Annotated in this window: 6 protein-coding genes, 2 tRNA genes and 2 rRNA genes (1 of these 10 cut by a window edge); 4 read left to right on the forward strand and 6 right to left on the reverse strand. The window is 58.5% G+C overall.

What is annotated here, in order from left to right:
- The 4 genes from HPO_RS15350 to HPO_RS15365 form a co-directional block, all read left to right on the forward strand.
- Positions 1 to 75: transfer RNA gene (locus HPO_RS15350), tRNA-Ala, on the forward strand (it extends 1 nt beyond the left edge of the window).
- Between the two features lie 262 nt (positions 76 to 337).
- Positions 338 to 3,110, forward strand: a 23S ribosomal RNA gene (locus tag HPO_RS15355).
- Between the two features lie 94 nt (positions 3,111 to 3,204).
- A 5S ribosomal RNA gene (gene rrf / locus HPO_RS15360) occupies positions 3,205 to 3,319 on the forward strand.
- Between the two features lie 184 nt (positions 3,320 to 3,503).
- Positions 3,504 to 3,580 (forward strand) — tRNA-Met (locus tag HPO_RS15365).
- On the opposite strand, the gene HPO_RS21260 is transcribed toward HPO_RS15365, so the two are convergent.
- From HPO_RS21260 to HPO_RS15400, 6 genes are all read right to left on the reverse strand, one after another.
- On the reverse strand, positions 3,537 to 5,174 hold the full coding sequence (locus HPO_RS21260; RefSeq protein WP_422120100.1) for a recombinase family protein: 1,638 nt from the start codon (positions 5,172 to 5,174) through the stop codon (positions 3,537 to 3,539). The two genes, HPO_RS15365 and HPO_RS21260, sit on opposite strands and share 44 nt — an antisense overlap.
- A 169-nt stretch (positions 5,175 to 5,343) precedes the next feature.
- Positions 5,344 to 5,574, reverse strand: a complete 231-nt coding sequence (locus tag HPO_RS15380; RefSeq protein WP_035600630.1) for a DUF2274 domain-containing protein — start codon at positions 5,572 to 5,574, stop codon at positions 5,344 to 5,346.
- Entirely contained in the window at positions 5,571 to 6,827 is a 1,257-nt protein-coding gene (locus HPO_RS15385; protein ID WP_035600631.1) for a TraB/TrbI/VirB10 family type IV secretion system protein, read from the reverse strand. Before HPO_RS15385 ends, HPO_RS15380 begins: the two co-directional genes overlap by 4 nt.
- Complete coding sequence (trbG, locus tag HPO_RS21265; protein ID WP_084324359.1) at positions 6,824 to 9,403, reverse strand: P-type conjugative transfer protein TrbG; 2,580 nt, start codon at positions 9,401 to 9,403, stop codon at positions 6,824 to 6,826. Before trbG ends, HPO_RS15385 begins: the two co-directional genes overlap by 4 nt.
- Positions 9,404 to 9,735: 332 nt before the next feature.
- Complete coding sequence (locus HPO_RS15395; protein ID WP_035600634.1) at positions 9,736 to 11,280, reverse strand: Fic family protein; 1,545 nt, start codon at positions 11,278 to 11,280, stop codon at positions 9,736 to 9,738.
- 221 nt (positions 11,281 to 11,501) lie between these two features.
- A partial coding sequence (locus HPO_RS15400; protein WP_157532873.1) for a DUF3363 domain-containing protein occupies positions 11,502 to 12,905 on the reverse strand: 1,404 nt, incomplete at its 5' end.

Below are 12,905 nucleotides of genomic sequence, written 5' to 3' on the forward strand. Positions count from 1 at the left end.
GGGCCATAGCTCAGTTGGGAGAGCGCCTGATTTGCATTCAGGAGGCCGTCGGTTCGACTCCGTCTGGCTCCACCATCCTGTCTCACGAACGAAAGAAGTTATCTGGTTTCCGAAGCCCATTGGGGTTTCGGGATGTTTGTTATCGTAAGGGAAAGACTGATCCGGCCGCGCGCCTCATAAACCCCCACAGGGTTTTGGCGCTGCTGCTTCAGCCGATAGAGCGTGCCTGGCAACGGGTGCGCTTCAAAGGGTCAGTCTGCAAGAAACCAACAATGTCTGACTGAAACTCTGTGTCAGTGAAGCGCTCTGCGCTTTCCACTGCACATGGGTTTTATGAGATCAAGCGTCAAAAGGGCATCCGGGGGATGTCTTGGCGGTAAGAGGCGATGAAAGACGTGGCACTCTGCGATAAGCACCGGGGAGGCGAGAGCACCCTTTGATCCGGTGATTTCTGAATGGGGAAACCCACCTCCGAGATGTTGGATAATTCGAGCGCTTCGGCGCTCGACATGTCTGACATTTCAATAGTGAGGTATTTTAAACTGAATACATAGGTTTAAAAAGCGAACCCGGGGAATTGAAACATCTGAGTACCCGGAGGAAAGGACATCAATTGAGACTCCGTTAGTAGTGGCGAGCGAACGCGGACCAGGCCTGGTCTGAAATAAGGAGAAGTATCTGGGAAGGTACGCCATAGTGGGTGATAGCCCCGTATCCGTAAAATGAAGACCTTTTAGAGTAGGGCGGGACACGTGAAATCCTGTCTGAAAATGGGGGGACCACCCTCCAAGCCTAAGTACTCCTTACCGACCGATAGTGAACAAGTACCGTGAGGGAATGATGAAAAGAACCCCGATGAGGGGAGTGAAACAGATCCTGAAACCGGATGCCTACAAGCTGAGGGAGCTCTTCGGAGTGACCTCGTACCTTTTGTATAATGGGTCAACGACTTAGTGTTGCGTGCAAGCTTAAGCCGTTAGGTGTAGGCACAGCGAAAGCGAGTCTGAATAGGGCGACTGAGTACGTAGCATTAGACCCGAAGGCAAGTGATCTAGGTATGGGCAGGCTGAAGGTGCGGTAACACGCACTGGAGGGCCGAACCGTTGAATGTTGAAAAATTCTCGGATGACCTGTGCCTAGGGGTGAAAGGCCAATCAAACTTGCTGATAGCTGGTTCTCCGCGAAATCTATTTAGGTAGAGCGTCACGGTTGAGACTCCAGGGGGTAGAGCACTGAATGGGCTAGGGGTCCTTACCGGATTACCAAACCTTATCAAACTCCGAATACCTGGAAGTTATACGTGGCAGACACACGGCGGGTGCTAACGTCCGTCGTGAAAAGGGAAACAACCCAGACCGCCGATTAAGGCCCCCAAGTCATAGCTAAGTGCGAAACGATGTGGGATTGCTGAGACAATCAGGAGGTTGGCTTAGAAGCAGCCATCCTTTAAAGAAAGCGTAACAGCTCACTGATCAAGCGATCCTGCGCGGAAAATGTATCGGGACTAAAGTTATGCGCCGAAATCGCGGGCTCGTAAGAGCGGTAGCGGAGCGTTCCGTAAGCCAATGAAGGTGAACCGTGAGGTTTGCTGGAGGTATCGGAAGTGAGAATGTTGACATGAGTAGCGACAAAGAGGGTGAGAGACCCTCTCGCCGAAAGTCCAAGGGTTCCTGCGTAAAGCTAATCTGCGCAGGGTTAGCCGGCCCCTAAGGTCAGGCCGAAAGGCGTAGCCGATGGGAACCACGTTAATATTCGTGGGCCGAGGGATGAGTGACGGATTCCGAAAGCTGTATGAACTTACTGGATTGTGAGTGCAGCCTGGGGGTCCCTGGAAATAGCCTCCCTATTAGACCGTACCCTAAACCGACACAGGTGGACTGGTAGAGCATACCAAGGCGCTTGAGAGAACTATGTTGAAGGAACTCGGCAAATTACCTCCGTAACTTCGGGAGAAGGAGGCCTCATATTGGGCAACCAGTACTGAGGGGCACAAAACTGGGGGTTGCGACTGTTTATCAAAAACACAGGGCTCTGCGAAATCGCAAGATGACGTATAGGGTCTGACGCCTGCCCGGTGCCGGAAGGTTAAAAGGAGATGTGCAAGCATTGAATTGAAGCCCCGGTGAACGGCGGCCGTAACTATAACGGTCCTAAGGTAGCGAAATTCCTTGTCGGGTAAGTTCCGACCTGCACGAATGGCGTAACGACTTCCCCACTGTCTCCAACATAGACTCAGCGAAATTGAATTCCCCGTGAAGATGCGGGGTACCCGCGGTCAGACGGAAAGACCCCGTGAACCTTTACTACAGCTTCACAGTGGCATTAAAGAATATATGTGTAGGATAGGTGGGAGGCTTTGAAGCTCTGGCGCCAGCTGGAGTGGAGCCAACCTTGAAATACCACCCTTGTCTTCTTTGATGTCTAACCGCGCCCCTGGATGGGGCCGGGACCCTGTGTGGCGGGTAGTTTGACTGGGGCGGTCGCCTCCCAAAGTGTAACGGAGGCGCGCGATGGTAGGCTCAGAGCGGTCGGACATCGCTCGTTGAGTGCAATGGCATAAGCCTGCCTGACTGCGAGCTCGACGGAGCGAGCAGAGACGAAAGTCGGTCATAGTGATCCGGTGGTCCCGCGTGGAAGGGCCATCGCTCAACGGATAAAAGGTACTCCGGGGATAACAGGCTGATGATGCCCAAGAGTCCATATCGACGGCATCGTTTGGCACCTCGATGTCGGCTCATCACATCCTGGGGCTGGAGAAGGTCCCAAGGGTTCGGCTGTTCGCCGATTAAAGTGGTACGTGAGCTGGGTTCAGAACGTCGCGAGACAGTTTGGTCCCTATCTGCCGTGGGTGTTGGATACTTGAGAGGATTTGTCCCTAGTACGAGAGGACCGGGATGAACACACCTCTGGTGGACCTGTTGTGGCGCCAGCCGCATTGCAGGGTAGCTATGTGTGGACTAGATAACCGCTGAAAGCATCTAAGCGGGAAACTAACCTCAAAACCAGGTATCCCTGAGAGCCGTCCAAGACCAGGACGTCGATAGGTCAGGTGTGGAAGTGCCGCGAGGCATGAAGCTAACTGATACTAATTGCTCGATAGGCTTGATCCCTGAAACTCATGTGTAGTTGAAAGCTCAGACTTTCACTGACGAGTTCAGTCAAAGACATTTTGGTTTCTTACAATCGCTAGCTGGTTTCCGCCGACCTGGTGGTAATGGCAGGGGGTCCCCACCGGATCCCATCCCGAACTCCGTCGTTAAGCCCCCTTGCGCCAATGGTACTACGTCTTAAGGCGTGGGAGAGTAGGTCGCTGCCGGGTCTGCAGAGCCCAGATACCGATTGTAATTCTTGCAGACATGTCTTTCTCTTACACTACGGCCGCTTTCGGGCGGTCAGCCACCGCGATCTTGTCGATCAAGGTGGCCCGGGCCGGCCCCAGCCATACCGGCGGGCCGGTTTTTTGTTTCAGACGCAGAGGTGCTTCGGGAACAAGACAGAATTGACGCGGGATGGAGCAGTCCGGTAGCTCGTCAGGCTCATAACCTGAAGGTCACAGGTTCAAATCCTGTTCCCGCACCCACCATAAGCGAACCCCCGGTCCCGGAAACGGAACCGGGGGTTTTCTTTTGATTCTCATGGACTTTTTGATCCGACGACTGAAGCAGGGCTGCAAGGTCTCCCTTGATGAGAATATCATAACCAGGTGCGTCGGGACGTGGAGTGAGGTGTATGCGCCTTACAGCCTGACGCAGGATCGTTCTGACTTCATCTGCATCCGCAGATGGGTCCGAGATGACCTCCACGAGAGAGCCGATTAGTTTGGCATAGAGTTCGCCAGCATTTGGATGCACGGCAACCTTCGGCTCCGCGCCGAGCGAAGCCAGGGCAGCCTGTTTATCCAGTTTCTCGGTCTCAAGGTCCACAAGCCTTTCCTTTAGTGAGGCTGTTGCGACTCCGTCGGCAATGGCATCGACAATTCTGTCGATGCGGCGGCTCGCTTCCGCAATCTCTTTCTCAAGCCGGAAGCGTTCGGTTCCGTTCGCCTTCTGCTGACGCACGAGCTCTTCATGAAACTCCCGGGCCGCGGCCTTCTGAGCCTCAGGATGAAGCATCGCTCGCTTCAGACCTTGCATGACGCGGGCTTCGATTTCGGTTGAAAGTATCGTGCGATTGTTTGAACAGGTACCTTTCTCCCGATGTGCTGAGCAGCCGTATCGGTCTTTGGCACATATGCTCATCGGACCCCCGCAGGCACCGCATTCCAACAGCCCTGACAGGAGACGGCTCGGGCGCTTTGCTGCCCCGCGCTTGTTCGAGTATTTTACCTGTCTGCGCTTGACGGCTTCCCAGAGGTCATCATCGACGATCCTAAGTTCGGGGGCTTCGGTGCAGATCCAGTCGCTCTGAGGATTGGCCCGCATCCGCTTCTTGCCAGTGAACGGATCTGTCACCTTGTGACGCCGGTTCCATATGCGACGGCCGATATAGAGTTCATTGTTCAGGATTCCGTTGCCTGCATGCTTCTGGCCGTTGATGGTTGAGGCCCGCCATTCGGTTCCCCTGGGTGCAGCAACACCCTCCCGGTTCAGAATAGCTGCGATCGATCGTGGAGACTGTCCGTCGGCATAGAGCTGCAGGATACGCCGGATTATCTGAGCTTCCGTTTCATTAACGGCCAGGACACCCGCTTTCGGGCCGAGGACTATGTCATAACCATAGCACCGGCCGCCAGCCGATCTCCCCGAGTTGACGACACCGGCCTGCCCGCGGCGCGTCTTTCGGCCGAGCTCTTTGAGGAAAATTTCGTTCATTACGCCTTTGAAGCCGACATGCATCGGATCGACGCGGCCTTCCGACAGTGTGACGATCGAAACGCCATGAAAGGCGAGGATCTTGTAGATTGTCGCGGTATCCGCCTGGTCCCGCGAGATCCGGTCAAGCGCTTCAGCAACGATCACATTGAAACGGCCGTCCTGAGCGGCGCTGATGAGTTCCTGAATCGCCGGCCGTGTAACCATAGCGCCGCCGGACAGCGCTCTGTCTGCAAAAAGCCCGGTTTCGACCCAGCCCTGCTGGCGGACGAATTGCCGGCAGACCGTGACCTGATCCTCAATCGAACGGGAGGATTGGAGATCTGAGGAATAGCGGGCGTAGATGGCGGCGCGGAGAGTCATGATTCATCACGATATGCCATCCGGGCATGATATCGCGCAAGGGCTTCAGAAAATTCTATCACCCATTGTGCCGCGGGCTCATCTAATGGCCGTGGCTCCGGGGGTGAATGGCTCTCCCTGAGCACTTTTGGCAGGCGGCTGCGCGTGACCGGAAAGGGGCGGGGCTTTTTCATACGCCCGTCTGCGTTTTGAGCTCACGCCGGGCGCGCCGGAACCCGGTATCGGTGCTGAGGAACGTATCGAGCATTGCAGGGATCAGCGCTTCGGCCTTCTGGGTGTCGCCATAGGTCTCAGAGTAAATGATGGCGTAATCCTGAAGCGCGGCTGCGAGTTCCGGCTCGAGCGCTATGTTCATCCGCACAGGGGTCCGATCGGGAAGACGGGCCAGTCTCAGGGTCATTCGTCGTCTCCTTCATATGGCGCCAGGATGAGGTCGCGTGTCACGACCGCGCGGACCGGCCAGCCCGGGCGGATCCGGATTGTTGGCTGGATGCCAAGATTGCGATCAACAACACGCTGGCCGGCCTGATTGATTGTGTCCGTTGTGCCGCGCCGGATGGCGCGCGCTATGTCATCTTCAGATTCAGAACCAAGTTCCGCGCCCACCCCGAGGATCGTTGCAAGGCCTGCGGCTGTGAAGACCCGCCGCCAGTGGTTATCGGTCCGGTCAGCCACGCCGCCCGCGCCAGAGGCATCCGTGGCAGGTTCTGCGATCCGGAGTGAGCGGCCGTCCGGAAAGATAATCCGCTCCCAGAGGATCAGGGCCCGGTCCTGGCCTGCCGATACCTCTGACTGATAGCGCCCCAGGAGCCGGGCACCCTGAGGGATCAGGAGGTGCGCCCCGGTGACCGTGTCATAAACCGGCTGGGTCACCTGAGCTATGACCGCGCCCGGCAGGTCCGAATTGACCGCCGTGACCAGTGACGCGGGAATCAGCGTGCCCGCCATCACCTGGAAGGGAGAGACTGGCGTTTCGACGCTGTAGGGATTGTAGATCGCGCCGTCCGGGTCGCTTGCAGCAAAGGCAATCTTGCGGGATTGAAGGTTTGGGTCAGCCAGTGCCCCGACGACGTCCGGGGCGTTGTTGCTCGCAGCGAGCGTGAGTCGCTCCAGGCCCGACGCAGCGGAAGATGATGCCAGGGTGGACGTATCGATCATCTCGGCTCTCCCTGACAGTTCGAAGAACACACCGGATTTGCCGGCCTGATCGGCCAGCTTGGCATCGGTCAGACGTTGCGCGCGCAACACTTCATCTTCCTGAGACGGCCGGAAATCATTGTCGGGCATCACGTCCCATTCCCGGGCCAGGCCCCAGCGATCCTCTTCTGCGACGATCGTCCCGCCAAGATCCCCTGTCTGGGGCGCGCCGAGCAGCGGGACATCCGGGGCCGGGCGCCACGTATCGTAGGACGCCGGAAGGCCGGCCAGACCGTCCGGGGCGCGCTTGGTCGCTGTATTGTAGAGTTCACCCGGGCCTGCATCGTCCGCAGCCCTGGGCGGATCAAGCGCAATCGCTGCGACCGCAAAGAGGGCAAGGATGCCGATCCCGGTGCCCGCGAGAAGGACTTTGCGATTGATCCGGGTGACAGGACGGGTTTTGGCCCGCAGTTTCAGCGCGTCGGTCTGTTTTGGAAAAGGCGCCGGGTCTGTCATTTGCTTCTCCCGGATGTCCTGCTGCTGCGTCCAGGAAACTCCTTCCGGATGCGTACAATGGTCTGGGACTTCTCGCCCAGGCGAAGCTCTGCGGCGTCAAAGAGGTGATCGACAATGTAATAGCTGCCGCGGACGCGGTAATTGACAAGCTCCGTCGCGCCCTTCCGGCCGGTTACAAACAGGGGCGGGGCGTTGGTGGCTGCCAGTCCGGCGGGCATCTGGATAAAAACCTGCCGGCCATCGTCAAAGACGCGCACGGGCCGCCAGGAGGGGCTGTCCCCGTCGATCGTGTAATTGAAGTTCAAAGTATCCAGCGCGAGGCCCGTCGCGATGGACCCGGCCTCACGGCGTTCGGCCCGGGCATTCCGGAGCGTTAGCTCTGCGAGCTGGTCGGCCGGATAGCGCCAGGACAGCGCAGCCATGTAACCTGTCTCCAGGCTGGCCAGTTCGAGATGATAGGTGCGCCGGTCCGTCGCAATCATCAGATTGGTGGACAGGCCCGCAGAGATCGGTTTGACCAGAACATGTGCGCGGGCGTTTGGTCCGGTCCCCGATTGCGTGTCGCCGACGACCCAGCGCACCGTGTCACCGGCTGAGACGGAAACAAGCGTCTCTCCGGGTTGAAGGGCAATATCAGACACCTGGCCGGGGCTTGCATAGAGCCGGTAGAGCGCGCCTTCCGTATAGGGATAGACCTGAATGGCATTGACGTATCCATCCACGGACGGCTCGATCCGGGCAGCTTTGGTGCCTTCGGTTACGGCCTCGGTGGGAGGCGTTGGATCCGATGACTTCGGCGCTTCGCTGACAGGTTTGAGCTGTCCGGGCAGAGGCAGCGGCATCGCCGTCTCGACAATCTCAACCGGGCGTTCGAGGGTATCCGGCTCTGCTACAACAAGGCCACCGACGCGCGGCAGAAAGTTTCGATCTGCAAAGTAGCGAAGCTTCTTCGCCCGCACAGGCGGGGTGCTCGCGACCATGACAAGGGCGTCGTCAGGGGGCATCTGCATGACCTCGCCGGGGGTCATCAGCGCGCGCTGGGTCTCCTGCTGGGAGACCATGACATGGCTGAGCCAGGGGGCGAGCCGGTGACCGGCATAGTTGCGCTGGTGGCGCTGCTCAGTCTTGGTGCCCAGCATGTCAGATATCCGCCGGGCGGTGCGTTCATCGTTTGTGGCAAAGGCCACCCGGACATGGCAGTTGTCGAGGATGGCGTTCTTTTCGCCATAGGCTTTCTCGACCTGATTCAGCGACTGGGCAATCAGGAAGGCGCGCACGCCATAGCCCGCCATGAAGGCGAGCGATGTTTCAAAAAAGTCGAGCCGACCGAGTGCGGGAAATTCGTCGAGCATCAGCAGTGTCTGCTGGCGGTCATCCTCGCCGGCCGGGAGGTCTTCGCAGAGCCGCCGGGCGATCTGATTGAGCACAAGGCGAACGAGCGGCTTTGTCCGGGACAAATCGGAGGGCGGAACGATCAGATAGAGGGAGACCGGTTGCTCCGGGTCTAGCAGATCGCCGATCCGCCAGTCGGAGTTTGAAGTGACGTGCTGGATCACCGGATCGCGGTAGAGCCCCAGAAAGGAGAGCGCCGTGGAAATGACAGAGGATTTCTCATTCTCTGATTTGTTGAGGAGCTCCCGCGCCGCTTCGGCGACGACCGGGTGAGGCATTGGTGCCTCCCGCGGACCGACGTGATTGGCGCACATCATGTATTCCAGTGTGTCGTCCACCGGGCGGGCGGGGTCTGACAGGAGACGCGCCACGCCCGCGAGGGATTTGTCATCCTCCGCATAGAGCACATGCAGGATGGCGCCCACGAGAAGGGAATGGGCGGTCTTGTCCCAGTGACTGCGCCGTTCCAGCGCGCCTTCCGGATCGACCAGGATATCGGCAATATTCTGAGCGTCGCGAACTTCATGGGTCCCGAGCCTGACTTCGAGCAGGGGATTGAACCGCGCACTCGACAGACTCGTCGGATCAAACCGGATACACTGAGAGAAGCCCGAGCGCCATTTCGACGTCAGGGTCCAGTTTTCGCCCTTGATGTCATGGATGATGGCATTGCCTGTCCATGAGAGCAGGGTGGGAACGACGAGCCCTACACCTTTGCCGGACCGGGTCGGGGCGAAGGCGATGACATGTTCCGGGCCGTTATGGCGCAGGTATCGCCCCTCATGCGTGCCAAGGATCACGCCAGCAGCGGCCAGAAGGCCAGCATCCTTTATGTCTTTCCCTTGCGCCCATCGGGCCGATCCGTAGGTCGTGGAGTGCTTTGCCTGCCGCGCCCGCAGAATAGAGGCCACCACCGCCATGATGATACCCGCGATCCCACCCAGCGACGCCATCACGCCGCCACGCGCAAATATGTCAGAGGCATAGGCATCATAGGCATACCACCACTGGAAGAAGCGCCATGGCCGGTAGACCGGATACTCTCCGAGCACAAACCATGGCCGCCCGAGGCGCGGCTGAAAGCCAAGCGCCTCTGCGGTCCACTGCGTTGCCAACCAAGTCGAGACGCAGATCAGGGCCAGCGTGAGGAGGAATTGCCCGATCAGAAACTTCGTTGGGGTCACTGGCCTATCCACCTTTCTTCAGAACGCCAGCATCCTCCACAAGGCCGAAAGCAGCCAGACGGTATAGCGGGTGGTTGAGGGAATACCCGGGATAGTCGAGGTTTCCAGCGCAACCGGCAGTATTTTCGGAGCGGGACCGCATCGGACCATTCAAACGGAGCCGGGTGTTATCGGTTGCGTCCGGTCGGGGCGTGAACCAGGCGTCCGGCATTGTGCTTGGAGGGCATTCACCTTTAGGGAACGCTGCAATCTCAGCACAAGGAAAATTTCCCTTTCGCGGACAGAAGGGGGCACGCGAAGATGTTGGTCCCGGGAGGCACGCCGAAATCCGGCTATTCTTCCGGCGCTGAGAAGGCCTCTGAATAAAGCGCTTCCACGCGCGCCAGCTCGTGCGGGCGGAGCGCTGCAAATTCCTTCTCCCGCGCTCTTTTTGAAAGCTTGCCGCCGTTCTGGCGCAGGAAATTGAAAAGCAGATCGATTGTCGAGTCCGGCATTTCTATTTCTTTCCCGATGGCCGCCCTGAACCGGTCGTAGCGCTCCAGGAATGCAACTTCCTCAGGAAGGTCATGCTCTATGGTGCGCTGGACGCACTCATACAGAAAGGTGACATGCGGCGTCGCATCGAAATAGCGATAGAAGTCGGCTGTCTCGTTCAACACGTCCACATTCATTTTTTCCGTAGGCCGCCATTCGATGACGGGCAGAAGCCGCTCTGAATAGCTTTCCAGGACGTGTCGATAATCATCCATGCGATCAAAAATGACGCTCGAGATCGGAAACGCCATACCCCTTGGACTAAAGCTGCGCTCTGCAAGGACATGATGGATCAGGTATCGATGGATGCGGCCGTTGCCGTCCGCAAAGGGATGAATATAGACGAACCCAAAGGCGAGGACGGCTGCGGCGATAATGGGATCCAGTCCGCCCCCATGACGTGCATTAAATGCAATCAGCCCGCCGACGAGACTTTCCAGGTCGTCATGGCGCGCGCTGATGTGAACGGGCAGCGGTATCCTCGTATCCGGGGCATGATCACCAACAAAGCCGCCTTCGTCGCGGAAGCCGAGGCGCACAAAACGCGCATCGCCCATGACGATACGTTGCAGGCGCAGCAGTTCTTCCGCATCCAGCGGATATTGACCAGCCTGTCCGATAGCCTTGCCCCATCGTTGGATGCGGCTATGCGAGGGCGCTTCGCCTTCGATAGCGTAGCTGGACCTTGAATCCTTGAGCAGCAGGAAAGCGGCAGCGCGGGCCAGCACGCTGTTCGACACCGCGCCCGTTATCTTCCTTGCCTTTTCGTCGAGCTTCATCGACCGGAACGCGTCGATCGCGGGCGTCCGCCTCACGAGCGGACAGAACTCGCGATCGCCCGGCAGGTTGTTGCGAACCCTGTGGCGTGTTGAGGTCTTCGCCTCCGCTGCATATTGCTGATCGGTATCGACGACATCGGCATAAGCGCCGACCGGTGGCGCGTCATCGAGATCGAGCCGCTCGCCCGTGAGCCACTCGAAGAGGAACCAGATCCGCCTCATATACGCGCTTCCTGGCTTTGCGGAAATCATCGCCTCAAGATCGCGGCGGCTGGCCTTGTCGAACAGACGTTTCAGAACGCACAGATCGAGGCCTTCGTTCTTGAGCGCGAAAACAAGATGCCCTTCAAGCGTGGGGTCAGGCGCATAGCGTGGGCCGAAGATCCGCCAAGAACCTTGTTCATAGACGCGGTGGCGCTCTGCAATGGCGCTCAGCGTCGCTGGCAAGGGGACAGAAAGGTCGAAGTCGGTTATCAGCGCGGCATAACCGGCTGGGCGCGCCGGCTCTGGCAGGCGCCGGTCCCCGTATGCGGCGACAGGGTCTGAAAAGGCGTGAATATCCATTGAGCTGGCCGCGTTCTGTCAAATGCCTGTGAAATCTATCAGCGTGAGGTCCATAGCGTGAAAAACATTTACGATCTATGAAAAACGATAAAAGGGCCTATTTTTTGTGAAAAGTATCACCTTTGGTTCTTTGGCCAATGTGGGTTCTCCGGGCCTCCGGATCGTCCTTGTTACAAAGTCCGACCCGCAGAGGCCCTGACAAGGGCAACGCCGTCAGGGTTCTACAGGCCCAGGTTCCGTTCCTGCATCAGCCGCCATTGAATGGAACGCCCCCTTTGCGACAGCGTAACCTCTCTGCCTTTCCAGGCTGCGTTCCGGGCAGACCATCCGGCGAGCATAAACCGGCCCTCACTCTCAATGATGGCAAATCTTCCCTGCGCGAGATCGACATGCCGGGCATAAATGCCCTTGAAAGTTCCACCGCTCGCAAGCTCCACAGACTCTTTTCCTGTTCGCGAAGCTTCATTGGCAATGAAGTCTGATAGCTCACTCGCTTTGAGCTGTGTTTCAGTTCTCAGATCAAGTCCGGCGCTCTTCGCCCAGAGTTGACGTGCAACCCTTGCCGCGCGCACCTCGGCGCCGAAGCCCGATCCGAAATCCGGGATGACGGTCTCGTCCGCCCGGTCCAGCCAGGTGTGGGCGGGGCGTTCGGTAAGCTGTTCGACGGGCAGCCAGGATTGAACGGTCAGCTTAATGTGTGTACGTCTTGACTCAGCTTCCATGGCCCGCTGTTCGAAGTCAGGGGGAATCTGCCACGATCCGTCGGATTGACGCTCCACGATCCTTAGTCTGCGAAGCGCCTCCAGTCGCCGCTTGTGAGCCAATCGGTAAGCGGGCGAACTGGCTGGATCGGCCGCAGTATGTAGCGCTTCAGAATAGACGCCTCCATTGCGCGCGGCGATCTCAGCAATCACCTTGTCTGCTGCCTTCCGTTCCGGTCTGTCGACTGTGAGAGAAATTACGCCCCCGATCTTCGGCAGTTCAACAGTCTGAGCTTCGGTGATGTGCGCCGTCCACGGATGGCCATCGATGCCTTCGATGAGCAGCAGGCGGCCATTTCGCAACTCATCACCTGGCAGGACGGCCGCAAGCCGGCCGGTGATTTCACCACCCGCACCCCTGTCCGGAGAGAATTCCCGCAGAGACTCCAGATCCAGTCGCTCCCCCATCGCGCGGGCCATCGCATTGACGAGATCGCCGCGCCGCCCAAGGGCCCGGAGCGTGTCGTCCCAACCCTCCTTCATCAGCCATTGAGAACGACCCAGATGCTGCGCGAGACCCAGACGCTCAAGGTGGCGCAAACGGCGGGCTTTCAGTGCTCTGTCGAACCGGTCCAGAGCGCCGGTCTCCCGGCTCAGTTCGATCCTGCCTTCTGTAAACGCACCGAGTAACTCCCGGTCGATGGATGTAAACGCCTCGCGTTCAGTTTCGCGTGACCGGCTGGCGGCGATTTCCCTGAGCCGCCGCTGGCCAAGTTCGCGCGTGACTTCTGCTTCCGCGCGGTGCCGGAACCCTTGTGTGATGTATTTCCGGTCAATGATCAGTTCGCCGTTCCGAGGGCTCCCGCTGCGGATCACAATGTGCACATGCGGGTGGGCCGTGTCATGGTGATTGACGGCGACCCA

Source organism: Hyphomonas polymorpha PS728, from assembly GCF_000685315.1.
Classification (GTDB): Bacteria; Pseudomonadota; Alphaproteobacteria; order Caulobacterales; family Hyphomonadaceae; genus Hyphomonas; species Hyphomonas polymorpha.

Coding starts and splice junctions, on each gene's coding strand:
- HPO_RS21260 (WP_422120100.1), bottom strand. CDS start 5,174: ATGACTCTCCGCGCCGCCATCTACGCCCGCTATTCCTCAGATCTCCAA.
- HPO_RS15385 (WP_035600631.1), bottom strand. CDS start 6,827: ATGACAGACCCGGCGCCTTTTCCAAAACAGACCGACGCGCTGAAACTG.
- HPO_RS15380 (WP_035600630.1), bottom strand. CDS start 5,574: ATGACCCTGAGACTGGCCCGTCTTCCCGATCGGACCCCTGTGCGGATG.
- HPO_RS15395 (WP_035600634.1), bottom strand. CDS start 11,280: ATGGATATTCACGCCTTTTCAGACCCTGTCGCCGCATACGGGGACCGG.